This window comes from Desulfitobacterium elongatum (genome assembly GCF_055378975.1).
On sequence record NZ_AP038772.1, the window covers coordinates 1,418,947 to 1,443,859 of the forward strand.

Genomic DNA, 24,913 nt, shown 5'->3' on the forward strand with positions numbered 1-24,913 from the left:
TAATCTTTTAGAAAAGAGGTGTATTGATAATGAGGAAAACTTTAATTAAAAACGCGAAGATTTATGACGGAACTAAAAAGCCTGCTTTCTCAGGCGGAATTATGGTAACTGGGGACACCATCACCGCAGTTGGTGACGTACCTGTATCCGAAGATTATGACACAATAATTGACGCAGGCGGGCTTGCGGTTTGCCCAGGTTTTATTGATACACATAGCCATAGCGATGTGTTAGTGTTAACTGAAAAAGTAATTCTACCTAAAATACGCCAGGGAATTACAACTGAAGTTCTAGGTCAGGACGGAGTAGCCATGGCACCGATTCCTGCAGAATATGCGGAGGATTGGCGCCGGAATATCGGGGGATTAAACGGAGATTCTGATCAGATTTCCTGGGTATACGACTCTATCAATGATTATTTCAAGGCAATCGAACGTCAGTCTCCCTGTTCGAATTTTGCTTGCCTTGCTCCCCATGGGAATATCAGACTGGCAGTAATGGGTTTTTCCGATAAACCTGCAACAGACGAAGAAATAACACAGATGGAGATTATTCTTGATCAGCAGTTAAGGGAGGGGGCAGCGGGTTTATCGACCGGTTTAATTTATATTCCCTGCGTTTATTCGCAAACGGAAGAGTTGGTTCGGCTTTGCCGCGTTGTCAAGAAATACAATCGTCCATTTGTTGTTCATCAACGCAACCAGGATGAGAAAATACTTGAATCTATGGATGAATTGATGCACATTGTCAGAGAAAGCGGCGTGCGCTTGCATATTTCTCATTTACAGGTCGCAGGGGACGAAAATATGCGGTTTGATTTGTATCGTAAAATGGAGGAAATTGCCGCGCTAGGGGTTGAAGTATCTGCTGATCAGTACCCATATACAGCGGGAAGTACCATGATGGGTGCAATGATACCAGCATGGGCGCATGTAGGAGGCACAAGCCGCCTCCTTGAGCGGTTAGCAGATAGGACAGAGCGGGAAAAAATAAAACAGGATATCCTTGCCGATGATGAAAGAGAAAACAAGACTTTGAATAAATCTAATTACGATAGAACCTATGTTTCAAGTGTCAATAAGCCTCATAACCAGAAGTTCGTTGGCAAGAATTTAACACAAGTGGGCGAAATGACCGGCAAACACCCTATTGATGCGATGATGGATCTTTTGCTTGATGAAGAAAATAAGGTTGGCAAGATTCAGTTTTACACCACCGAGGAGTGCATTATGGATCACATGGTACGCCCGGAAGTTAACATGTGTACGGACGGCTTGTTGGGCGGCAAACCACACCCTCGTGTGTATGGGACCTTCCCAAGGTTTTTGGGAAGGTATGCTAGAGAAAGGGGGCTTATGTCTTTAGAGGAAGCCGTTTACAAAACAACAAAAAAGGCTGCGGATGCCATGGGATTTAAGGACAGGGGGGTGCTGGAAGTTGGAAAGAAAGCAGATATTGTTATATTTGACCCCGATTCCATTATCGATGTTGCTACGTTTGAAAATCCAAGGCAGTATGCGAAAGGCATAAAAAGAGTGCTTGTAAACGGAGTCACTGTGGTGGAGGAAGATAAGGTATACGAGAACGCAGCCTCCGGAATAGTGATACGGTTACGCTAGGCATTTGGAACAATATCCTTTGTGGAAGGTGGAATAGGGGTTATTGCAATTAATTGAATATCCCAAAGGGGTTAAGGACGAGGTTACAATTATGAACTTAGATAGAGCACTGATGAATGGAGCAATCGTCACTCCATTTGGACGTTTCAAAGGTTCGATTGGGATTAAAGAAGGAAAAATCGCCTGTGTAGCAGAGAATACGGCGGAACTGCATGCCAAAGAGACGATCGATGTTGAGGGAAAATTTATTATTCCTGGCGCAATTGACACCCATATTCATTTTCAAGACCCAGGTCGTACTCATCGTGAAGATTTTGAACATGCAACAGCCGCATGTGCTTTTGGCGGGATTACTACCGGGATAGCCATGCCCGCAAATAATCTTGTTGACGTTGAAAGGTATAATTTCAACACGCAAACCTATGAGGGCAGAGGATATATTGATTATGCCTTACATGGTGCAGGGAGACCGACAAATGTTGATAAGATTGAGGACCTTTGGACTCAAACCGGAATTACCGCGATTAAGATGTTTATGACTTATGAAAGTCGGGTTGATGATGCTACGATATGGGAAATTCTCGAAACGCTGAGTCAACATAATGGAATATCAATTATTCACGCTGAAAATGAAACGTTAATTAAACTATTTGAACACAGACTGCAAAAACAAGGACGAAAAGACCCCATGGCCCATAACGAATCTCGACCGGAACTGGTTGAAATAGAAGCAATCCGTAGGGTAGCCTATCTTGTCGAGCAGACGAATTCGAGAGCGGTCATTGCACATGTTAGCTCGGCGGCAGGTCTTGAGGAGATAAAAAAAGCCCAAAATAGAGGAGTTAAAATTTGGTCTGAATCCTGTCCTCACTTCTTTACGTTTGTGCGGGAAGATACCAAAAAACTCGGGCCCTTTCTCGCTTTTACTCCGGTTATGCGTGGGGAAGATAATCGACTTAAGATGTGGGAACTACTCGAGAAAGGCTACGTAGACACCATCGGCTCCGATCATTGTCCAGCCGAGAGATGGGAAAAAGAAGTGGCCCTAGATGATATCTGGAAAACGCACTATGGAATCCCCGGACTCGAGGTGTATTTGCCTTCTCTCTTAGATGGGGTGAATAAAGGGCTGGTCTCTTTGGAACGCGTCGTTGCAGCAACGAGCTATAATGCCGCCCAGATTTACGGTCTATATCCAAGAAAAGGAGTCATTCAGCCTGGAGCAGATGCGGATTTAGTCGTACTGGATATGGATCTGGAGAGGACATTCACGGAGGCGGATCTAAAGTCAAAATGTCCATGGTCTCCGTATTTTGGACGAACCTTCAAAGGATGGCCAGTACTTACGCTGGTAAGAGGCGAAGTCGTTGCAAAAGATGGGAATATTGTAGGTAAATTAGGCCACGGTCAACTGGTAACACGGAATAAGTAGTATACTTAAAACCATTCTTCTGCTTAGCGGGAATTTTGATGGGGCCCTAGGGGTGACGCTTTATCGAATTGGCCAATTCCTAAGACCATTTCAAATGGTTAATAAGCGGTCAACCAATAGCTACAAAAAATTAACCCTTTCTGCATTATTTGGCTTGCTTTCCCAGATTGTTGGTTGGCATAACTTTTGCAATAAATAAAAATCAAAAGGAGGTTCGTGTTATGAAAGAAATTTTAACGACTAAAGCGGCCGCACCGGTCGGACCGTATTCCCAGGCGATTGAGGTAGGAGATTTTATCTTTACCTCAGGACAACTTCCAGTTAATCCAGAGACTGGAGAAATCGATCAGGATGATATAGTGTGGCAAACTCACCAGGTCTTAAATAATTTAAAGGCTATTCTGGAAGAGGCTGGTACTGACTTTAATAAGGTCGTAAAGAGTACAATCTTCTTGAAAGATATGAATGACTTTGCGACAGTTAATACAATTTATGGTGAGACATGCGGTAAGCCTTTCCCCGCGCGTTCTTGTTATCAGGTTGGTAAGCTGCCAAAAGATGCACGCATCGAAATTGAAGTCATTGCAATTAAATAAGTCGGTAAACTAAAAAGTTATGATAAGTTGAGGCAACACTTCCCTTGTGAATATGTGTTGCCTTTTGCCTTTGAAGAAAGGATGAGTGATTATGTCTTACAGTCCAAATCTTGAAGCTGCTTTTAATGACACTAAAATGCGCAGCAATCGCATTACGCCTGGTTCCGGCATGTGTTCATTTTGCACGGCAGATTGCGTAGGCACTTGTGAAATAGGTTTATCCAGCGTCTTAGGTGCCGCTGCTGTATATCCTACCAATACTGGAAATAATCAAATAGCTTCTGAAAAAAATATGCCCATTGATTTTTCTCACTTTAATATTAATGGGAGAGTATTCGGTGCGATTGGCGCGCCTTCCAATGGTGAGGAAGCAACAGTTTTTAATGTGAAGTTGGAGAAAAGCATCGGAAAACAAAACCCTGTCAAATTGTTACTACCAGTTATATTGCCTGCATTGATTAAATTAAATTGGAAGGATTATTTCGCCGCTGCCGCCATGGCAGGCACTATTTGCGTAATTGGAGAAGGATCTCCCAGTAAAGACTCAGCATTAAAATATGATAATAAGGGTAAGATTACTTATTTCCCTATGTTGAATGAGATACTAGATTCATTCCGGAAATATGACAGGGGTTATGGTCAAATCGTTCTCCAATGTAACACAGAGGATGATGGGGCTGGCCTACCTGAATATGCACTAAAAGAATGCGGTGCCACAGCCATTGAATTCAAATTCGGACAATCAGCCAAAGGTACTCAGCCAGCTGTCCGTATTAAGTCGCTTAAAGAAGCGTTGGAAAAGCAAGCCCAAGGGCTAATTGTACACCCTGACCCCAGTGATCCAGCTGTTCAGGAAGCTTATAGAAAAAAATCCTGTTCTAATTTCTGGAGTTATAACCGATTACCTATGTGGACGGAGGAAAATTTGCTTCCTCGTATTGAAAGGTTGCGTACTATGGGGCTAAAAAATGTTTATTTCAAAATGGCAGGTTTTGATCGCGCTGATTTGGAGCGTGTGCTAAGGATGGCTATAGCAGCAGATGTTGATATGGTAACCTTTGACGGAGCTGGGGGAGGATCCGGTTATAGCCCAAATAAAATGATGAACGAATGGGGTTTACCGGCAATTTGCATAGAAAGCGCTTTAGTTTCCATCTGTAAAAGGCTGGAGGCGGAAGGCAAGACCATTCCGGCGATTACCTTTACGGGTGGGTTTACTACGGAAGACCAAGTCTATAAAGCCCTAGCTATCGGAGCACCTTATATTGCGGCCGTGGGTCTTTGTCGTGCTGCCATGGCGGCAGCAATGGTAGGTGAAAAGATTGGTAAGATGCTTGAGGATGACCAGGTTCCTCCTCATTTTAAAAAATATGGAGAGACCAAGGACGACCTCTTTATTGAATTATCGGAGTTGAGAGGACTATATGGTGATGCTGCAAATCAGTTCCCTACCGGAGCCATAGGTGCGTACTCTTATTTGAAACGTATTTCTTTTGGCTTACAACATTTTGCTGCATTAAATCGAAAATTCGATGTGAAGTATATAGACCAAAGTGATGTAATTCCTCTTACTTGTGATGCAAAAGACGTTATTAACGGGAAATGGTTTGATTAACTAGTGTTTGACACTGATGGAGAAGTTGTTGTCTTTATGAAGATGCTTAAGTTGTGCTGGGCCTTTAAAGGGGTAGTTGCCTGTGCTTAAAAATCCACCATTTGCCTAAGTATTTCGTATCGGGGCTAATTGAATATGAGAATAAAGACTGTATTAATATCTGGATTTCCTGCAGGTGTGGGAGGTCGGCTGACCAAATAATGGTCAGCCTCCTACCCGATTTCGCTGGGCATAAGTGAATCGGCCACAATGTAGTTCATAAAAAACCAAAAGATAACAAAAAAACTAAAAATTCATTAGTAAAATATGAGTAAATAATAGTCTAAGTATTATCTCTATTTACGATTCAAAAAAAAATTAATTCATTGTATTATTTAAAGAATAAGAAATTTTTGGTTTTAGGCAAAATATAGTTAGCTAAAATTTCTTTAGGGGGATGAAAATAATAAATAGAAAAGCAGTAAAAATTAGCGAATTAAAAAAGAAACGGGCCAAAGAGCAAATTTCAAGTATAGCAAAAGAGTTTGAAGGTTTACTAAGTAAAGTTGAAAATGGAGATTGGCGGCAGATTATTGAACCTTTGCGTAAAGTAATTGAGATAAATATTGGTGATAGGGAGTTTTTAGTCTTAAACAGTCTTGATGGACAAGCATTAGTTCATTCAAATCGCTTGCGGGAAGGTAATTATGTTACTGAAAATGAATTAGGGGTAGTTAGGACCAAAGAACCTATAGCACAAATATATCATCGGGATACAGGAGAAATTCTACTTGATGTAATAAGCCCTGTCGTTGTAAAAGGTCAGCACATGTATGCTGTTCGCATGGGTATACCCATACGTAAAAAAAGACTTGCAAACAGTTTCTTAGTTGGATTAGTACCTTTATTAATTCTTGGAGGCGGGTGGATTGTAGAATCATTATCACCTGTGGCAATTGGATTCACAGTATTTTCCTTGGTTTTTTGGGCTACATATACGTATATACTCAACCGAAAAGTTATCGCTTCACTTAACGAAGGGATTACTGTTACAAGGGCAATTACCAGGGGGGATCTCAAGGCTAAAGCAACAGCTCAATCTGAAGACGAACTTGGAGTTTTGGCTTATGAAGTTAATAAAGTAAGTCGAGGTATAGCGACAATAATCTCAGACATGGCCAAGGTTTCCAAAGAATCGCATGAGATTAGTGACTTACAAGCAGGTTATACAAAATCTTTGGCAGAAAGTCATGAGCACTTAGCAGCCCTCTTTCAGGAGTTTAGTGCTGGGGCAATAGAACAGATTGAGGGAATGAACAAAGCTCAAGAACAAGTGAAGGAGATGAAGAGAGAATCTCAATGTATTCGTGTAAGTACACAGGAAGCGCTTAAGTACTCAATTTCAGCAAAAGAAATTAGCCATGAAGGATTACAGGCTGTAAAAGATGTGATTGAGGAAATGGTGGTGATCGCTAAGTCTACTAGAAAAGCTAATGATTCAATTGAGCATTTAGCAGAACAAGCAAATAAGATTGGTGAAATTGTTTCTCTAATCAACGGAATTTCCGCCCAAACTAACCTACTAGCTCTTAACGCAGCTATAGAAGCGGCCCGAGCTGGGGAACATGGGCGTGGATTTGCTGTAGTAGCCGATGAAGTCAGAAAGTTAGCCGATGACTCGGCCAACTCAGCTAGCCAGATTATGGACATAATTGTAAAAGTCCAAGGGATGGTAGCTTCGTCTGTCGGAGATATGTCAAGGGGATTAGAGGAGGTTGAAAAGGGCAAAATAATGATTGAAAAAGCTGGTAAATCTATAACTTTACTTGATGAAGTGATTGCTACGACAGAACAGAAGGTACAAGAAAATCTAAAGAATTCTAATAGCCTTCAAAAACATAGTGGATTACTTGAAGATGTCCAAAATAATGCCACAAACATAGCATACCAATTTTCTGAGGCTGCGCAACAAGCCGCAAGTACGATGGATAATCAGATGAAATCTACACAAGAAGTTGCCTCGATGGCAGACAAATTAGCAAAAACTTCACTGCAACTTAATCAAGTTATTAAAAGATTTTCATGGTAGTTTTTAAATTGAACGGAGTAAGGATGGAATTAGCTCATAATCAACGGTTCTTTTGTTCTTACCTTTATTTAATTATGTGTCATTTTTAATGGATTTCCAGTACATTTACGTTAGATGAAAGACAGGAGTTAGTAACTCTAGATCCATCCAAGTGAGGAGTTTAATTTTTCTTCCTTATTAACATAAAAAAGAAAGGCTGTTGGTATGTCTACCGACGGCCTTTCACTTTGCACGGACATTTTCGACCGACAGTCTTTTACACAAGAGAGTAGACGTTGTTTTAATCTATTAAGGCAGGGTATTGACCGGTAAAGAAGAATATTTTGCCTTAAGAAATTAATTCTCATACTGAAAGATACAAGTTAGTAATATTTTGAAATTTGTGACAGCTGATACATCGTATTTGAGAGCCTGTCCAAATTGTGGTATGATGATGAGTAAGGTGTGCCTACATAAGGAGGAAATCCAATTGGGATTTTTTACGAAGCTAAAAGAAGGATTAACAAAAACTCGTGATCAATTCGTCTCGAAGGTTGAGGAAATTCTTACCGGACATCGGAAGATTGATGAAGACCTCTATGAAGAATTAGAGGAAATACTGATTCGCTCTGACGTCGGTGTGAATACTTCCTTAGAGCTCGTAAAGCGGTTACGGCAAGAAGTAAAGAAAAGAAAATTACAGGAAGCAGAAGAACTGAAAGATGTCCTCAAAGAACTTATCTCTGAAATTTTAGGGGAAGAAGAACCATTGAACCTGGCGGAACAGGGGCCGAGTATTGTTCTTGTCGTTGGCGTGAACGGCGTCGGGAAGACGACCACGATAGGTAAGTTGGCTCATTACTTCCGAAGTGAAGGGAAAAAGGTGATTCTGGCAGCAGGGGATACGTTCCGTGCTGCTGCGATTGATCAGCTTGAAATATGGGGACAGCGAGCTGGAGTTGAGATTATTAAGCAACGGGAGGGTGCTGACCCTGCGGCGGTCGCATATGATGCGATGCAGGCAGCGAAATCCCGAGGAGCAGATTTTGTCATCATGGACACGGCTGGACGACTCCATAATAAGGTTAACTTAATGGAGGAATTACGAAAAGTCAAACGCGTAATAGAGCGGGAGATACCAGGCGCTCCGCATGAAGTACTCTTAGTTTTAGATGCTACTACTGGACAGAATGCCTTGCAACAGGCAAAACTTTTCCAGGAAGTCGCTGGAGTTACAGGAATTGTCCTCACGAAACTGGATGGAACAGCCAAAGGTGGCGTAGTCTTAGGAATACAAGGGGAAATCAAAATCCCGGTCAAATGGATTGGCGTGGGTGAAGGAATGGAAGACTTACGCCCCTTTGTTCCCCAAGACTTTGCCAATGCTCTTTTTGATCGTTCGGAAGAAAAAGAAGAAGAAAGGGAGGAAGAAGTCTGAATAACTTTGCACTTATTGGAGGAACTGGACTAGAGGCCCTGCCTTTAACTGACTTTCGTTTTGAAACAGTACATACTCCTTACGGAGAAGTAACAGTAGATATAGGTCGGTTAGGGGAACAAAGCATTGTCTTTATGAGTCGTCATGGCAAGGGGCATACCGTTCCACCCCATCGTGTAAACTATCGAGCGAATATATGGACCTTGAAGGAATTAGGAGTCCGAAAAATTATCGCGACAGCAGCAGTAGGGTCGTTATCCTCCCAGTATAAGCTAGGGGATATCGTCTTACTTAATCAATTTTTGGATTTCACAAAAAGCCGTCCGCAGACCTTTTATGAAGGTGGAGAGGATGGTGTACTCCATGTGGATATGACTGAACCCTACTGTAAATCTGTTCAAAGTACAATTCTAAGGGCTGCAGAAAAAGGGGTTAGTCCCATTAGTGTCAAGGATGGAGCTACCTACGTTTGTACTGAAGGCCCCCGCTTCGAAACTCCTGCTGAAATTAAGATGTATCAACTACTCGGTGGCGAATTGGTTGGGATGACGAGTGTTCCGGAAGTCACACTTGCTAAGGAATTGGGAATGTGCTATGCCTCGATAGGAATGGTAACTAATGAAGCGGCAGGTATTGCTGATCATCCTTTAACGCATGCTGAAGTCATCGAGAGTATGAAAGCTGCAGGGAAAACCGTGGCTCAACTTATCCAAGAAACATTTCGAATACTTCGCCCCGAACAGGATTGCCGGTGTCGTTTAAGTAATGCTGAAGTCGGTAAGTTTTAGAAAGGCGGTACGAATGTGAAAGCAATAGAGTGGTTGGGAAATTCCCTGAAAATATTAGATCAAACAAAGTTACCTATGGAGACTCGCTATCGGAATGCTACGACCTATGAGGAAGTCGCTGAAGCGATTGAGAAGATGGAAGTGCGGGGAGCTCCAGCGATTGGCGCAGCCGCAGCTTATGGCTATGCCTTAGGGGCTGTGCAGTATTCTGGGGAACGAGAAGGCTTACAAAGTTATATGGAAGGGGTTCAGGCTCGTTTAGCGGAAACTCGTCCGACCGCGGTTAATCTCTTTTGGGCCCTCAGAAGGATGGAAGACCGACTAAGAGAGCTTCACGGAGTTATAGATCTTTATGAAATCCGCCACGCCTTGGTTCAAGAAGCGGAAAATATAGCGGAAGATGACCGACGGGTCAATCGAATGATCGGGGATTATGGAAATCCAATCATACCAGCAGAGGCCAATATTCTCACCCATTGTAATGCAGGGGCCCTGGCAACGGTAGAATTTGGTACAGCACTAGGTGTAATACGAGCGGCGCATCAAGTCGGCAAGAAGGTGCACGTCTATGCTGATGAAACCCGACCTTTTCTTCAAGGTGCTCGTTTGACGACGTTCGAACTGATGAACGATAATATTCCAGTGACCTTGATTGCGGATAATATGGCAGGATATCTTATGCATCAGGGAAAGGTTGACCTAGTCATCGTAGGGGCCGACCGCATTGCAGCAAATGGGGATACTGCGAATAAAATTGGAACCTACTCCTTAGCGGTGTTAGCCCATGCGCATGGGATTCCGTTTTATGTCGCGGCACCTACTTCGACAATTGATTTAAAAGTAGCGGGTGGTCAGGATATTCCGATTGAGGAAAGAAATTCAAAAGAAATGCGGGAGGTTTTTGGCGTCCCCACAGCACCTGTGGATGTACCCGTCTATAATCCGGCCTTTGATGTAACTCCGGCAAAATTGATTACAGGGATTATTACAGAAAAAGGGATTGTGTCTTCGCCGTATTCAGTCAATCTCTTGAAAATGATGGTGCGTTCTTAAATGTTAAAAACAAAGGTTCTCGAAATAGGTCGGAAAATTATACAGACTGGACTCGTTGCAGGAACTTGGGGGAATATCTCGGCCTGGGATTCATCTCGGAAAGGGTATTGGATCACCCCGAGTGGTATGGATTATCTCGCTCTCTCGGAAGAAGACTTAGTCCTTCTGAGCTTGGAAAACAAAGTTTTAGAAGGTGAACGTAAGCCTTCTTCGGAATATCTTCTTCATACAGCAATCTATCAGAGTCGCCCAGGTATTCAAGCCATTGTGCATACGCATTCAGCTTACGCGACAGCTCATTCCGTATCTCGCGTGGCGCTTCCAGGATTGGTTGAAGATTTAGTGATGATTGCGGGAGGCGAAGTGGAAGTTGCCGAGTATTATCTGCCGGGAACTAATCAGTTGGCACAAGCCGCGGTTAGTGCACTAGGGGAAAGGAACGCGGTACTTCTTGCTAATCATGGCCTAGTTGGAGTTGGGTATAGCCTTGAGGAAGCACTCAAAGTCTGCCAGGTTGTGGAGAAAAGCGCACAGATCCATGTGATGTCGCGCCTACTCGGTACTCCGGTACTTCTGAGTCAAGACGATATAAACCACATGCGAAATGCCTATCAAAATAGTTATGGTCAACGAACCTAAGCAAATGATCCCCATGTTTGATGGGGGTCTTAAGGAGGGATTCTAAGTGTCCAAAACTTTAATTCGTGCCATGGTTTTGCCCATGACCGGTCCTGATGATTTCTATCCGGAAGGAGAAATCACCATTGAGAACGGTAGGATTCTTACAGTAGGTGCTAAAGGGTCGGCACCAGCAGGTTTTGTACCAGATCGAATTCTCGATTTGCCAGAGGATGTTGTTATGCCTGGTTTGATCAATACCCATACCCATGCTGCTATGACCATGCTGAGAAGCTATGCTGATGATCTGCCGTTAATGCCTTGGCTGCAGACGAAGGTATGGCCTTTTGAAGATAAGTTAACGGACGAAGATATCTATTGGGGAACCCTGCTCGCCTTAGCCGAGATGATTCAGTCAGGTACGACAACGATGTCGGATATGTATGCTTCCATGGATCAGGTAGCTGAAGCCGTTCTTGAAGCAGGAACTCGTGGAGTGTTGGCGCGTGGGCTTATTGGAAATGGACCGAATGGAGAGCGGGCATTTTCTGAGAACGTCAATCTCGTGAATAAGTACCACGGTGCTGGAAACGGTCGTGTTCAGGTTATGTTTGGACCTCATGCCCCCTATACTTGCTCAGGAGAGTATCTGCAAAAAGTGAAAGCCGAGGCAGACCGACTCGGAGTGGGAATCCATATTCACGTTGCAGAGACCGAGGATGAAATAAAAATTATTCAGGATCAGTATGGTAAGACTCCGGTTCAGTGGCTCAATGATTTGGGGTTATTCGGGGGACATGTCGTCGCAGCGCATTGTGTGCATCTGACCGAGGAAGACATGAATATCCTTGCCGAAAAGAAGGTCTGCGTGGCTCATAATGCTGAGAGTAATATGAAGCTCAATAGTGGAACCGCACCTATTCCAGAACTATGCTCAAAAGGTGTTGTGGTTGGACTAGGTACAGATGGTGCCTCAAGCAATAACAACCTCGATCTCTTTGGAGAAATGCGCTCTGCCGCTTTTCAACAAAAGTTGAAAAAGGACTCCACAGCATTGCCGGCTTATGAAGTCCTTGAAATGGCGACCCTCGGAGGAGCGCAAGCTTTGGGCCTTGAAGAGGTAGGAAGACTAGCTCCGGGCTTTAAAGCGGATCTCATCTCGATTAATTTCGACCAACCGCATTTTTATCCTCGTTTCTCCATACCTGCTCATCTTGTTTATGTCGCCCATGCAGGCGATGTTCGGACGGTTATGGTGGATGGAGAAATTCTGATGGAAGAGCGTCAATTAAAGACAATAGATGTTAAGAAGGTCTGCCGAGAAGTGGAAAAAAGGTCGAAAAGGATTGCTAAGGAGCTACAGTAAGGCTACTTGGTGTCAGTAGCCTATTTTAATAAAGTGAAAGTGATTTTACTTGACAAACAAAGATTTTTAGCCTAAAATAGCCCAAGTAAAGTAAAAATCCTTTACGGGAGGGTTTTTGCAATGGAACGAATTGCTGAAATGGCGCTACTGGCGGATTTTTATGGTCCCCTTTTGACTGAAAAGCAGGGGAAGGTCTGGGATCTTCATTATGAGCAGGATTTGTCTTTAGTGGAGATTGCAGAATTAGAAGATATTAGTCGCCAAGCTGTTTATGACTTACTCAAGCGGACCGAGAAAATTCTATTAGAATATGAAGAGAAGCTTGGACTTGTCCGTCGCTTTGCGGTGGAACAAAACAAAATTTCTGAGGTTAAAAAATCGCTTCAGGAATTTGTTCAAGCGGATTTTTCTAGCTCTATCGCTTGGGAACGCCATCGAACCATCAGTAAGAAGATTGATGACATGTTTCATGATATAGAAGCTTCCTAGTCTTAGATTGAAGTCCGGAAAGCGGGGGCTGGTATGTTTCAAGGTCTAAGTGATAAATTACAAGAAACATTTAAACGCTTAAGAGGAAAAGGTAAACTCACTGAAGCTGACGTTAGCGAGGCTATGCGAGAAGTTCGTATGGCGTTGCTTGAGGCGGACGTGAATTATAAAGTAGTCAAGGACTTTGTGGCGAAAGTCAAGGAGCGCTCGATTGGTCAAGATGTTCTAGAGTCGCTTTCTCCTGGACAACAGGTCATTAAGATCGTGAATGAGGAAATGGTCGCCTTGATGGGCGCCACTTCAAGTAAGATAAATATTTCCTCGAAACCACCGACTGTAATACTCCTCGTCGGTCTTCAAGGAGCTGGAAAAACCACTCATGGAGCGAAGCTAGCGAACATGCTCAAAAAGCAGGGTAAGCATCCGCTTCTAGTAGCATGTGATATCTATCGTCCAGCGGCTATTAAACAGCTTCAAGTGCTTGGGGAACAGATTAAAGTTCCGGTATTTTCTATGGGCCAAGAGAACCCAGTAGAAATTGCTCAGGCAAGTATCAAGCAGGCTTTAAGCCAAGGGCAAGATGTGGTGATTATCGATACAGCGGGCCGGTTGCACATTAATGAAGAATTAATGGGGGAACTTCGGGATATAAAATCTACGGTAAGGCCTCATGAAATCTTGCTCGTCGTCGATGCGATGACAGGTCAGGATGCAGTTAATGTAGCTGAAAGCTTTCACCAAGAACTAGGGGTAGACGGAATCATCTTAACGAAGCTCGACGGAGATACTCGAGGTGGGGCCGCTCTCTCTATCAAAGCAGTTACTGGATGCCCGATTAAGTTTGCGGGAATCGGAGAAAAGATGGATGCCTTAGAGGCCTTCTATCCAGAACGGATGGCTTCTCGGATCCTTGGCATGGGAGACGTTCTAACCCTGATCGAGAAAGCTCAAGAAGCTTTTGACGAGAAGCAAGCTCGAGAAATGGAGCAGAAGCTTCGTAATAAAGAGTTTACACTGGATGACTTCTTGGATCAGATGCAGCAGCTGAAGAAAATGGGTCCTTTGTCTTCGATCTTAGAAATGATTCCTGGCGTGGGTAAGCAACTCAAAGATGTGCAGATTAATGAAAAAGACATGGCCCATGTGGAAGCAATTATTCACTCTATGACTGTAGAAGAACGACGAAAGCCGGTCCTGATTAAGGACTCCAGAAAGCGAAGAATCGCTAAGGGAAGCGGCACAAGCGTGCAAGAAGTGGGACGATTGTTGAAACAGTTCGAGCAAATGCAGAAGATGATGAAGCAATTTGCGGGCGCTCCTGGAATGGGGATGCTTGGAAAAGGAAAAAAAGGAAAGAAGGGCAAGAAGCCTGGAATCCGTTTTCCGTTTAGTTGATAATTTTCTTCTTATCTCAAAAGATTATTCTTTTAAGCTAAGAAGCAGGATTAAATAAATACTTAATCAATATGAAGAAGTATTCTGATAAGGAGGTGAAAAACATGGCAGCAAAAATTCGTCTACGTCGCATGGGTGCCAAAAAGAATCCCTTCTATCGTCTAGTCGTTGCGGATAATAATTCCCCTCGTGATGGTCGTTTTATCGAAGAAATCGGTTTTTATGATCCGACTAAACAACCGGAAATCCTAAAAATTGACGAGGAAAAAGCAATGAAATGGTTGGCAACAGGTGCTCAACCTTCAGATACTGCGAAGTCCTTGCTTCGTAAAGCTGGGGTTCTGGCTAAGTTCCATGAATCCAAGAAGTAATTGGATTGTTGGGGGTGGTTCCTGTGAAGGAACTCGTTGAAATCCTCGCGAAGGCGTTAGTCGATCACCCAGATCAAGTACTTGTCGCTCAATCCGAGACGGAAAAATCCGTACACTTGCAACTAACGGTTGCATCTGATGATATGGGTAAAGTCATTGGTAAACAGGGTAAGATCGCTAATGCTATTCGTACAATTGTAAAAGCTGCAGCAGTCAAAGATGGCCGCAGAGTTCATGTAGACATTGACCAGTAGTGTTAAGAAGGGCCTTGAGCCCTTTTTGACGTTATGGGTTTGGCCCTCTTTGCTGGCAGCATTCCTTACAAAGGAGAAGTATACTATGGATGAGGTATTGATCGGTGAAGTCATAAAACCGCATGGGGTTCAAGGGGAATTGAAGGTTTATCCAATTACCGATAACCCGCAACGGTTTAAGAAATTAAAGGAAGTTATACTTGTTCAAAATCAAGTACAGCGTCGACTGAAGGTATTGGACGCAAAGGTTCAACCTGATGGAGTCTGCCTGACTCTAGAGGGGATAAATTCACGGGACGAAGCGGAAAAACTTCGTGGCTGGGCTATAAAGATAGACCGTTCAGAAGTTCCTCCTCTGAAGGAGGGCTGGTACTACTTCGAGCTTGAGGGGATGCAGGTATATGAGGGGGAGACTCTTCTTGGGACGTTGACTCGAGTTGTTCAGACTGGCGCGAATGATGTTTACCTTGTTTTGGGTTCAAAAGGTGAAGTCTGTATCCCTGCTTTGAAAAGTGTGGTCAAAAATGTTGACGTGCCTGGAAAACGTATGGATGTGGAATTACCTTCAGGGCTTCTTGAGGGTGAGGAATAAATGATTAAGTTTACGGTTCTAACCCTTTTTCCAGAGATGTTTACCCCTGTTCAGGAAAGCATTTTGAAACGTGCTCAAGTTGCAAACCTCATGGAGGTTCAGCTTATCAATTTTCGTGATTATGCCACGAGTAAGCACAAAAATGTAGATGATGTTCCTTACGGTGGAGGAGCAGGTATGGTCTTAAAACCAGAACCTATTTATGCTGCTCTTAGGGATTTGCCCCCAGCCTCAGGAACACGGCGGATTGTGCTTATGTCTCCCCAAGGACAGATTTTTCAGCACCAGAAAGCAAAAGAGTGGAGTCAGATGGATGAACTCGTCTTTATTTGCGGGCACTATGAGGGATTTGACGAACGGATACGGTGCCTTGCGGATGAGGAGGCTTCACTCGGGGATTTCGTACTCACGGGTGGAGAATTAGCGGCCATGGTCATGATGGATGCTGTAGCTCGACTAGTACCTGGCGTACTTGGAGAGAGTGCCTCTTCGGATGAAGACTCTCACAGTGCAGGCCTTCTTGAGTATCCACACTATACCCGCCCTTCTGAATTTGAGGGAATGGAAGTGCCAGAGGTCCTATTATCCGGACATCATGCCCGAATCGAAGCTTGGCGAAGAAAAGAATCCTTGCGCCGTACGTTTTTGAAGAGGCCTGATTTGATCGACAAGTTTGAGTTCTTAGCCAGTGATTTCATCTTATTAGAGGAATTAACCCAAGAAAACCCTGAATTTTCAAGATGGCATTCTCGTTGGGAACATCTACAACCTAAGCCGAAGAGGCGCAGGAAGAGCAGAAATTTAACATTGGAGAAAAGAGAAAGCGATCCTAGTCAAGACTAGGCGTATTTAGACTAGGTTTACATAGGAGGAACGATCATGGGCGACTTATACATCGCTTTGATTCATGCTCCCGTTTATAATAAGAATATGGAGACGGTAGCAACATCGATTACTAATCTAGACATTCATGATATTGCCAGGAGTGCGACGACGTATGGGGCCAAACGGTACTTTATTGTTCACCCGGCAGAAGCCCAAAGGGCTCTAGCACAACGTATTATGGGTTATTGGCAAGAAGGATTCGGTGCGGAGTACAATCCAAACCGCCAGGAAGCTTTCGCACGAGTGAAGCTTGCTCGGGAACTTGCTGAAGTCGAGGAAGAAATCTACGCAGAACAGGGGCGCAGACCCCTAAGAATTGCCACAGATGCTCGTAGGTACTCGAATACGCTTAGCTATGCAGCAGTTCGGCAAAAGATAGAAGAGACAGAGGATCCCATGCTTCTTCTTTTCGGGACCGGTTGGGGGCTTCTAAAGGAAGTCATGGAAAGTTGCGATATCATCCTTGAGCCGATTTACGGTCCTGGGGAATGGAACCATCTTTCTGTCCGTTCAGCGGCTGCGATTATTTTGGATCGGCTAAGAGGACATTAATTTTTTTAACAAGGTTGCACAGATAATTTTATTATGATAAAATATTTTGGTATAACGGATGGTCCTCTCACTGTCAAAAAAGCCGGAAATGATCAAATGGCTCAGTGCATGAACATCTAGGCAAGGAAGGGGGGAATCAATAATGGATTACATTCGCATGATTGAAGAAGAACAAATGAAAACGGATCTTCCTGCCTTCCGTCCTGGAGACACAGTACGTGTTCACGTGCGTGTTGTCGAGGGTACTCGGGAACGTATTCAGGCCTTTGAAGGGGTCGTAATTAAGACAAAAGGTGGCGGTCTTCGTAGGACCTTCACTGTTCGCCGTGTAACGTATGGTGTAGGGGTTGAACGGACTTTCCCGCTTCACTCTCCTCGAATCGATAGAATCGAAGTCGTACGCCGCGGTGTTGTGCGTCGCGCTAAATTGTACTATCTCCGTCAACTTTCTGGTAAAGCTGCACGGATTCGCGACCGTCGCTAAGGATAAGATGGGCTGGAGCAATCCAGCCCTTTTATTTTGCACAAATATGGTTGTATGCTCTTTAATTTCTCTGTTCATACTAATGTAGAGTTTGAATTAGGGAGGAGCATATCAGTGAAGCAAAAGATAAGGCTAGCGTGGCCAATCTGGGTACTTGCCGCTGTTCTTGTATGTGCAGGTCTCTTACGGTTTTTTGTATTACAACCCTACATAATTCCATCATCCTCGATGGAACCAGCGATGGTCCCTGGGGACCGGATTATCGTGAATCGCTTAGCATATCGGTTCTGGGCTCCAGCACGGGGTGATATCGTGGTCTTTGCCTATCCTAAAGACCCAAGCCGTACATTCATTAAGAGAGTTGTAGCACTTGAGGGAGAGACTGTAGAGCTGAGAGATAACCAAGTCTACGTTAATAATGAACTTGTCAAGGAACCATATTTGAAGCCGGGGGATTACCCTCCTTTTGATCCAGAGACTGTACCAAAGGACAACGTCTTTGTTTTAGGTGATAACCGCAGAGAAAGCGGGGATTCTCGGGAGTGGGGAGTTTTACCGAAGAATTATCTGATAGGAAAAGCTTGGCTAATTTATAGTCCGATTCAACGGATTAAATTTCTTTGGTAGTCGAGAAGTAAGAGGGTGTTTCGTTGAGTATTCAGTGGTTTCCAGGGCATATGGCGAAAGCAAAACGTTTATTGCTAGAGCAATTACGCTGGGTTGATGTCGTAATTGAGTTAGGTGACGCTCGTGTGCCTGAGAGTAGTAGAAATCCACTTTTGCAGGAAATGTTGGGGGATAAGCCAAAAATCATCTTACTTAATAAAGCGGATTTGGCGGATACGAAATCGACAGAGCAATGGGTTAAGGAATTGCGAAAATCGACCCCGGTATTGGCTGTCAGTGCAATAAGTGGAATTGGGGTCGGGAAAATTGTACCAGAGCTAGAGAAGCTCATGGTTGAGAAACTTGAGAAATGGGCAGCCAAGGGAGTTCGGGCGAGAACTATTCGTGCAATGGTCGTTGGGATTCCTAATTGCGGCAAGTCTTCACTCATTAACCAGCTTATAGGGAGTTCAAAAGCAAAAACAGGAAATAAGCCAGGGGTTACTCGGGGGAATCAATGGATTCGGATTCATGATAAGGTAGAATTGATGGATACTCCAGGGCTGCTTTGGCCGAAATTCGAGGATCCAGAGATAGGAAGAAAGCTGGCCGCTGTAGGAGCGATTCGTGATGAAACTCTTAATCTAGAGGAGTTATCCCTCTGGTTACTGAATTGGTTGAAACAGAATTATCCGGATTCCCTCAGAAGATATACTGAAGCTGTTCAGGATTTAACCCTCGAAGGCATTGGACGTAAACGAGGATGCTTAGTTAAAGGCGGACAAGTCGACCTACTAAAAGCCGCTCAGATCTTTATTCGAGAATTCCGCGCGGGCGCACTTGGTAAGATAACGATGGATCAAATACAAAGCTCTCTAAATTTACGATAAATAGTGTCAGTGCTTTTTGAAATATAAGAATAATTCTTAATTAATGGACTTTAAAGAGTACAAAGGGAAAGAACCTAATAACGTCGAATTGTAGAGTGGGAAAGAAGAGAAGTGTTTTGAAACAAGTATCCCAAATGAGTATCCGAGAGGTTGGTGAGGTCTTTAGTACTGAACCCTCCGAAGAGTTTCTCAAAGCCTGTGCTCAAGATCCGCGTCAGGGAATTCAGCACCTTGTTGTGAGGTATCTCAAGCATTGTGAAGCGCATAAAGCGGAAACAAAACGTCTTGAACATCTTCTAGTAGAAGAAAAGAAACTTTGGCAAAACGGCTATCTTCATATTGCGGGAATTGATGAAGCGGGTCGAGGGCCACTTGCTGGACCTGTCGTGGCTGCAGCTTGCATTTTACCTGCAAGATTTGAACTTTCAGGGCTAAACGATTCGAAACAGGTGACTGAAAGTAAACGGGAAAGACTGTTTCAAGAGATTAAGGAACAAGCACTTGGGTTCGCTGTGGGGAGTGCCGAGCCAGCTGAAATCGATGCTTTAAACATCTTGCAAGCTACCAAATTAGCAATGAAACGTGCAGTTGAGAATTTAAAGGTTCGCCCGCACTTTCTACTCATCGATGCTTTAGAACTGCCGAGTATCAATATTCCTCAACGGGGAATTATCGGTGGAGATGCATTAAGTGCAAGTATTGCTGCAGCTTCGATTCTTGCTAAGGTTTCTCGTGATCATTGGATGAGTGAGCTTCATGGGTTGTATCCTGAATACGGATTTGCCAAAAATAAAGGGTATGGTACGAAGGAACACCTCGATGCGCTTCGTCGTTTTGGTCCGTGTCCGCTTCATCGAAAAAGTTTTGCTCCTGTGAATCAGGGGGAACTCATTGTTTGAAAATAATGATTATTACAAGATTGTTTCAGGATTACTACATATTTATTGACTAGGTATCAATAATTATGGCACAATGAGTTTGGCTTATGGGAAACAAGGTGCTAATTACTGAAGGGAGGTGAGGAGATGTCCGATAATTTTGCTGCGATAGGTCTTTTCCTAGTCGCTGCAATTGCCCTCAATATCATTATGATGGCAATGCCAAAGCTTGTCGCTCCAAACAAACCACACCGTGAGAAGTTAACCCCTTATGAGAGTGGGAATGAAACGATTGGACGAACCTGGTTGGGTTTCAAAAGTAACTATTTCCTTTATGCTCTTGTCTTTACCGCTTTTGATGTAGAAACTGTTTTCCTCTATCCTTGGGCTTTGACGTTCCGTAAACTCGGAACCTTTGCCTTTGTCGAAATGTTTGTCTTTATTCTAATTCTCTTGATCGGTTTCTGGTATGCTTGGAAGGAAGGTGCTTTAGAGTGGATGTAGCAAAAGAGAAAGAGCTCCGCGAGGCCGAGTTGATGGTGGAAAAAAATGTTTTGGTCACCAATGTCGACAAGCTGCTCAATTGGGCTCGAGGGCATTCTTTCTGGCCTGTCACGTTTGGACTGGCATGTTGTGCGATTGAAATGATGGCAACTGGAGGACCACGCTTTGACCTCGCCCGCTTTGGCTGGGAGGTTTTCCGTGCTTCGCCTCGTCAGGCGGATGTCATGATTGTAGCAGGGACTTGTACTCGAAAAATGGCTCCACTTCTTCGTCGGGTTTATGACCAAATGCCTGAACCCAAGTGGGTCATTGCTATGGGAAGCTGCGCAAGTGCAGGAGGTCCGTTCGCAGATTCCTACTCCATGTTGACTGGAGTGGATAAGGTCGTTCCAGTAGATGTCTATATTCCTGGTTGCCCTCCACGTCCAGAATCCTTAATCTTTGGGTTGATGCAGCTTCAATATAAGGTTAACAACCCTGGTAAGGTGAGGTTATTGAATCATGGAAAATAAAGAGTTGCTTAAAAAACGAGTGGATGAGTTAGCTGCGCACGTCAATGGGGAAGTTGCAGAAAGCTTAGGGACTTTGATTCTTAAAGTCAAAGCTTCTTATATCATAGAGACCTTAAAGGCGGCAAAAAGCTTCGGAGAAACTCCTTGTGACTTTCTCCACGACTTAGCTGGAGTGGATCTTGGAGATCACTTCGAAGTAGTATATCAGTTGAGTAGTCTACGTGGGCCACAGAAATTGCGCGTGAAAGCGATCGTCGATCGGGAGAACCCAATTATTGATTCAGTGACCTCGATTTGGGGCGGTGCAAACTTTCTTGAGCGCGAAGCCTACGATATGTTCGGAATTCAGTTCAAAGGACATCCTAACTTAAAACGGATTTATCTATGGGATGATTTTGAAGGCTTCCCACTGCGCAAGGATTACGTAACTGAGCCCGTCGAAGTTCGGAATATCGTGCGCGTGCGCAGAGAAGATGAGTAAGGGGGTAATGAACCATGTCGGTAGAAACTGAAGAACTCATACTTAACCTGGGCCCCCAGCATCCGAGTATGCACGGCGTGTTCCGTATGGTGGTTCATTTAGAAGGGGAAGTTGTCACCAAGGTAGTGCCTAAGCTGGGTTATTTACATCGTGGTATCGAGAAGTTAGCAGAAAGTCGTACCTATCCACAGTTTATCCCCTATACGGATCGGTTGGACTATCTTGCGTCACCACATAATAATTTCGCCTATGTTCTGGCCGTTGAGAAGTTGATGGGAATACAAATTCCTGAACGGGCAGATTATTTGCGTGTTATCTATGCAGAGTTGGCGCGGATTGCCAGTCATATGGTATTCATTGGTAGTGCTGCACTCGATATTGCCGGATGGACTGGCTGGGGCTATGCCTTCCGTGACAGAGAAAGGATTCTTGATCTTTTCGAAATGACCGCCGGAAGTCGCCTGACTGTAAATACGATGCGTATCGGTGGGGTAAGTGCAGAGCCTCCTGCAGAGTTCTGGCCAGCCCTGAAATCCTTCCTAGATGATCTGCCAGAGATGATGGAAGAGTATTATGGGATCTATTTAGGGAATGAGATTGCTATGGGCCGGATGAAGAGTGTGGGAATCCTATCGAAGGAATTAGCAGAAAACCTTTCGATTACGGGCCCTGTACTGAGAGCTTCTGGAGTCAATTATGATGTGCGAAAAGCTGAACCCTATAGCATATATGATCGCTTTGATTTTGATGTTCCAGTCCTTTATGGTTGTGATTCCTATGACCGCAACATGATTCGCTTAGATGAAATCAGGGAAAGCGGAAAAATCCTTCGCCAAGCACTGCGAGACATTCCAGAAGGGCCAGTCATGGCAAAGGTTCCGAAGTTGATTAAGCCACCTGCCGGAGAAGTTTATCATCGGGTCGAGAACCCGAAGGGTGAATTAGGATTCTATATCGTAAGTGACGGTTCGACGAAACCTGTGCGTATGAGAATCCGAACAGGAACGTTTATCAACCTTCAGTCGCTCACAGAAATTTGTACGGGCTGGAAGATTCAGGACGTCATCGCAATTTTTGCAACCCTAGATGCCGTTCTCGGTGAAGTGGATAAGTAAAACTCTCAATGAGGGGAGAATAAGATGGAAGCTTTAAATCAATTGCCATTAAACATTTCGGCTGCCATCCGTGGATTATTTGCGGATCCCCATTCCATTTGGGCTGACCTGATTATGACCGTTATCGGGATAATCGCGGTTATCATCGTTATCGTTCTAGCAGCACTCATTCTGATTCTGCTTGAACGGAAAGTCGCCGGTTGGATATCACAACGACCGGGTCCAAATCGTCTGGGACCTCATGGATGGTTTCAAACTCTTGCCGACGCTTTAAAACTTATCGGTAAAGAGGATGTCACCCCTGCAGGGGCAGATAAATTTATCTTCAAAGTAGCGCCGATGATTATTTTCGGTATTCCATTGATGACACTAGCTGTCATTCCTTATGGGATGGGATTGGTTCCTGTTGATTTAGATTTAGGAATATTTTACTATTTAGCGATTTCTTCGATCTCAACAATAGCTTTCCTAATGGCTGGTTGGGGTTCTAACAGTAAGTTTCCCTTGCTGGGCGGAATGCGCGCCGTTGCCCAAATGATTAGCTATGAGATTCCACTCATCTTCTCATTACTTGGCGTTGTCATGCTATCAGAGTCCTTTAGCCTCACGAAAATCGTTGAAGCTCAGAACGTTGTTCCTTTTATTGCGCTCCAACCGATTGCATTTATTATTTTTCTCATTGCTGGAACGGCAGAAGTCAACCGTGCACCGTTTGACCTTGTCGAAGCGGATCAAGAAGTTGTTGCCGGTCCGATGACAGAGTATACCGGATTACGTTGGGGACTGTTCTTCTTAGGTGAATATGGGAATATGACTGCGGTCTGCGCACTCGCTGCGACTGTGTTCTTAGGTGGCTGGCAAGGCCCTGCTTTCCTTCCAGGATGGATTTGGTTCTGGTTAAAAACGGGTATCTTGATCTTCATCATGATGTGGGTTAGATGGACCTTCCCTAGAATTCGGGTTGACCATTTGATGCACTTTGCATGGAAGATCTTGTTACCGCTCTCGCTTCTCAACATCGTGCTAACGGGCTTTGGAATTTATATCTATCAGCTCGTGATTGGAGGGTGACAGAGTGTTAGGTAAAGGTCTATTTACAGGGTTGGGCATTACACTTAAAAGAATGCTAGGACCCAATATTACTGAGTTTTATCCTGAAGAAATGCCAGATCTACCCAAGACAGTTCGTAGCTCTATGGGGCTCGAACCGGAAAAATGCATTTCATGCTCTCTGTGCGCAATGGCTTGCCCGAATAAGGTAATTACTTTGACCAGTGAAAAGGATGAGAACAATAAGAAAGTCCTCAAAACTTATCAAATGGACTTGGGACGCTGCCTTTTCTGTGGTCTCTGCACAGAAGCCTGTCCGACGAATGCGTTGACGGTGACTCAAGAATTCGAAAACGCAGTCTTCGATGTGAATGAAATGAATTGGGATATGATTGAACGTTCGAAGCAGAACCGGAAGGAGGGCAAGCAATGAGCACTATGGCGACAATTGTGTTCTTCATTTTCGCCATTATCGCCGTGGCTTCAGCTTGGGGAGTTGTAACCTCAAGGAACATTGTTCACAGCGCCCTATTCTTGGCACTGTCCTTTACCGGAGTTGCTGTCCTGTATGTTCTATTGAACGCAGAATATATTGCTGCTGTACAAATACTTGTTTATACAGGTGCAGTTTCGATTATGGTTGTCTTTGCTGTGATGTTAACCTTGAGGGGTGACGTTGCAGAGAGTAGCCCTAATACCAAGAAATGGGTTTGGGGAGCCTTAGTGGGAGCACTTGTTTTCATCATGGTTACCCTAGTGATTCTTACGAACAATGATTGGCGGATTCTAGCCATGCCAGCGGTTTCGGTTGGAACGACAGCTGAAGTCTCCAAACTGCTTTTGCAATGGTATATGATTCCGTTTGAAGCTGCTGCAATTCTCTTGACGATTGCACTTATCGGGGCCGTTATCCTCGCGAAAGGGGGGAATGAAAGCAAATGAATTTAAGTGTTGGACTTGGCTCATATCTTTTGGTTGGAGCAATGCTTTTCAGCCTTGGACTTTATGGGGTTTTCGTAAAACGCAATATCATTGCAATCCTTATGTCCATCGAGTTGATGCTCAATGCGGTTAACATTAACTTCGTTGCTTTTAGCCGATTTGCCCCTTGGGCAAATCCAGGTTCAAATCCTCTGATCGGACAAGTCGCTGCAATCTTCGTGATTGTCGTTGCAGCTGCTGAAGTTGCAGTGGGATTGGCTCTTGTTATTGCAATTTATCGTAATCGCCGCTCCACAAATGTGGATGATTTCAATTGGTTGAAGTGGTAGAGAGTCTATGGA

The 24,913-nt window shown here is 44.1% G+C and carries 29 protein-coding genes; all 29 read left to right on the plus strand.

Annotation, left to right across the window (positions count from 1 at the left end):
- Window positions 1-29: 29 nt before the first annotated feature.
- The gene (locus ACZ42W_RS06575) at window positions 30-1,619 is read left to right on the plus strand and encodes an N-acyl-D-amino-acid deacylase family protein (RefSeq protein WP_464169337.1); all 1,590 of its coding nucleotides are present in this window, start codon (window positions 30-32) and stop codon (window positions 1,617-1,619) included.
- A gap of 43 nt (window positions 1,620-1,662) precedes the next feature.
- Window positions 1,663-3,051 (plus strand): dihydroorotase, encoded by a 1,389-nt coding sequence (locus ACZ42W_RS06580; RefSeq protein WP_464169339.1) that lies wholly within the window; start codon window positions 1,663-1,665, stop codon window positions 3,049-3,051.
- Window positions 3,052-3,272: 221 nt separating this feature from the next.
- A complete protein-coding gene (locus ACZ42W_RS06585) occupies window positions 3,273-3,647 on the plus strand; it encodes a RidA family protein (protein WP_464169340.1) in 375 nt (124 codons plus the stop codon).
- Window positions 3,648-3,738: 91 nt separating this feature from the next.
- Window positions 3,739-5,262 carry a glutamate synthase-related protein gene (locus ACZ42W_RS06590; RefSeq protein WP_464169342.1) on the plus strand — a complete coding sequence of 508 codons (1,524 nt, stop codon included), beginning with the start codon at window positions 3,739-3,741 and terminating at the stop codon, window positions 5,260-5,262.
- Between the two features lie 436 nt (window positions 5,263-5,698).
- Complete coding sequence (locus tag ACZ42W_RS06595) at window positions 5,699-7,330, plus strand: methyl-accepting chemotaxis protein (protein ID WP_464169344.1); 1,632 nt, start codon at window positions 5,699-5,701, stop codon at window positions 7,328-7,330.
- Window positions 7,331-7,799: 469 nt separating this feature from the next.
- A complete protein-coding gene (gene ftsY, locus ACZ42W_RS06600) occupies window positions 7,800-8,747 on the plus strand; it encodes a signal recognition particle-docking protein FtsY (protein ID WP_464169345.1) in 948 nt (315 codons plus the stop codon).
- Window positions 8,744-9,535, plus strand: a complete 792-nt coding sequence (mtnP, locus tag ACZ42W_RS06605; protein WP_464170890.1) for an S-methyl-5'-thioadenosine phosphorylase — start codon at window positions 8,744-8,746, stop codon at window positions 9,533-9,535. Before ftsY ends, mtnP begins: the two co-directional genes overlap by 4 nt.
- A 15-nt stretch (window positions 9,536-9,550) precedes the next feature.
- Entirely contained in the window at window positions 9,551-10,588 is a 1,038-nt protein-coding gene (gene mtnA, locus ACZ42W_RS06610) for an S-methyl-5-thioribose-1-phosphate isomerase (protein WP_464169347.1), read from the plus strand.
- On the plus strand, window positions 10,589-11,227 hold the full coding sequence (locus ACZ42W_RS06615; RefSeq protein WP_464169349.1) for a class II aldolase/adducin family protein: 639 nt from the start codon (window positions 10,589-10,591) through the stop codon (window positions 11,225-11,227). It begins immediately after the preceding gene.
- Window positions 11,228-11,273: 46 nt separating this feature from the next.
- Window positions 11,274-12,572 (plus strand): amidohydrolase, encoded by a 1,299-nt coding sequence (locus ACZ42W_RS06620; RefSeq protein WP_464169351.1) that lies wholly within the window; start codon window positions 11,274-11,276, stop codon window positions 12,570-12,572.
- Between the two features lie 120 nt (window positions 12,573-12,692).
- On the plus strand, window positions 12,693-13,061 hold the full coding sequence (locus ACZ42W_RS06625; protein WP_464169353.1) for a putative DNA-binding protein: 369 nt from the start codon (window positions 12,693-12,695) through the stop codon (window positions 13,059-13,061).
- A 33-nt stretch (window positions 13,062-13,094) separates the two neighbouring features.
- Entirely contained in the window at window positions 13,095-14,456 is a 1,362-nt protein-coding gene (ffh, locus tag ACZ42W_RS06630) for a signal recognition particle protein (protein WP_464169355.1), read from the plus strand.
- Between the two features lie 104 nt (window positions 14,457-14,560).
- Window positions 14,561-14,827 (plus strand): 30S ribosomal protein S16, encoded by a 267-nt coding sequence (gene rpsP / locus ACZ42W_RS06635; protein WP_464169356.1) that lies wholly within the window; start codon window positions 14,561-14,563, stop codon window positions 14,825-14,827.
- A gap of 23 nt (window positions 14,828-14,850) precedes the next feature.
- Window positions 14,851-15,081, plus strand: a complete 231-nt coding sequence (locus tag ACZ42W_RS06640; RefSeq protein WP_464169358.1) for a KH domain-containing protein — start codon at window positions 14,851-14,853, stop codon at window positions 15,079-15,081.
- A gap of 85 nt (window positions 15,082-15,166) precedes the next feature.
- Window positions 15,167-15,673 carry a ribosome maturation factor RimM gene (rimM, locus tag ACZ42W_RS06645; RefSeq protein WP_464169360.1) on the plus strand — a complete coding sequence of 169 codons (507 nt, stop codon included), beginning with the start codon at window positions 15,167-15,169 and terminating at the stop codon, window positions 15,671-15,673.
- Window positions 15,674-16,516: a tRNA (guanosine(37)-N1)-methyltransferase TrmD gene (trmD, locus tag ACZ42W_RS06650; RefSeq protein WP_464169362.1), complete on the plus strand. Its 843-nt coding sequence runs from the start codon at window positions 15,674-15,676 to the stop codon at window positions 16,514-16,516.
- A gap of 36 nt (window positions 16,517-16,552) precedes the next feature.
- A complete protein-coding gene (locus ACZ42W_RS06655) occupies window positions 16,553-17,110 on the plus strand; it encodes an RNA methyltransferase (protein ID WP_464169364.1) in 558 nt (185 codons plus the stop codon).
- A 142-nt stretch (window positions 17,111-17,252) separates the two neighbouring features.
- Complete coding sequence (gene rplS, locus ACZ42W_RS06660) at window positions 17,253-17,594, plus strand: 50S ribosomal protein L19 (RefSeq protein WP_464169366.1); 342 nt, start codon at window positions 17,253-17,255, stop codon at window positions 17,592-17,594.
- 114 nt (window positions 17,595-17,708) lie between these two features.
- Window positions 17,709-18,221, plus strand: a complete 513-nt coding sequence (gene lepB, locus ACZ42W_RS06665) for a signal peptidase I (protein WP_464169368.1) — start codon at window positions 17,709-17,711, stop codon at window positions 18,219-18,221.
- A gap of 23 nt (window positions 18,222-18,244) precedes the next feature.
- Window positions 18,245-19,090, plus strand: a complete 846-nt coding sequence (gene ylqF / locus ACZ42W_RS06670) for a ribosome biogenesis GTPase YlqF (protein ID WP_464169369.1) — start codon at window positions 18,245-18,247, stop codon at window positions 19,088-19,090.
- 116 nt (window positions 19,091-19,206) lie between these two features.
- The gene (locus ACZ42W_RS06675; RefSeq protein WP_464169370.1) at window positions 19,207-19,989 is read left to right on the plus strand and encodes a ribonuclease HII; all 783 of its coding nucleotides are present in this window, start codon (window positions 19,207-19,209) and stop codon (window positions 19,987-19,989) included.
- 126 nt (window positions 19,990-20,115) lie between these two features.
- Window positions 20,116-20,472, plus strand: a complete 357-nt coding sequence (locus tag ACZ42W_RS06680) for an NADH-quinone oxidoreductase subunit A (protein ID WP_464169372.1) — start codon at window positions 20,116-20,118, stop codon at window positions 20,470-20,472.
- Complete coding sequence (locus ACZ42W_RS06685; RefSeq protein ID WP_464169374.1) at window positions 20,463-20,984, plus strand: NADH-quinone oxidoreductase subunit B; 522 nt, start codon at window positions 20,463-20,465, stop codon at window positions 20,982-20,984. Before ACZ42W_RS06680 ends, ACZ42W_RS06685 begins: the two co-directional genes overlap by 10 nt.
- Complete coding sequence (locus ACZ42W_RS06690) at window positions 20,974-21,465, plus strand: NADH-quinone oxidoreductase subunit C (RefSeq protein ID WP_464169376.1); 492 nt, start codon at window positions 20,974-20,976, stop codon at window positions 21,463-21,465. Before ACZ42W_RS06685 ends, ACZ42W_RS06690 begins: the two co-directional genes overlap by 11 nt.
- A gap of 14 nt (window positions 21,466-21,479) precedes the next feature.
- Window positions 21,480-22,580, plus strand: coding sequence for an NADH-quinone oxidoreductase subunit D (locus tag ACZ42W_RS06695; RefSeq protein ID WP_464169378.1), 1,101 nt, complete (start codon window positions 21,480-21,482; stop codon window positions 22,578-22,580).
- A 24-nt stretch (window positions 22,581-22,604) separates the two neighbouring features.
- Window positions 22,605-23,651 (plus strand): NADH-quinone oxidoreductase subunit NuoH, encoded by a 1,047-nt coding sequence (gene nuoH / locus ACZ42W_RS06700; RefSeq protein WP_464169380.1) that lies wholly within the window; start codon window positions 22,605-22,607, stop codon window positions 23,649-23,651.
- Between the two features lie 4 nt (window positions 23,652-23,655).
- Complete coding sequence (locus ACZ42W_RS06705; RefSeq protein WP_464169382.1) at window positions 23,656-24,063, plus strand: NuoI/complex I 23 kDa subunit family protein; 408 nt, start codon at window positions 23,656-23,658, stop codon at window positions 24,061-24,063.
- On the plus strand, window positions 24,060-24,572 hold the full coding sequence (locus tag ACZ42W_RS06710; RefSeq protein ID WP_464169384.1) for an NADH-quinone oxidoreductase subunit J family protein: 513 nt from the start codon (window positions 24,060-24,062) through the stop codon (window positions 24,570-24,572). Before ACZ42W_RS06705 ends, ACZ42W_RS06710 begins: the two co-directional genes overlap by 4 nt.
- Window positions 24,569-24,901, plus strand: a complete 333-nt coding sequence (gene nuoK, locus ACZ42W_RS06715; RefSeq protein WP_464169386.1) for an NADH-quinone oxidoreductase subunit NuoK — start codon at window positions 24,569-24,571, stop codon at window positions 24,899-24,901. Before ACZ42W_RS06710 ends, nuoK begins: the two co-directional genes overlap by 4 nt.
- The last annotated feature ends 12 nt before the right edge of the window (window positions 24,902-24,913 follow it).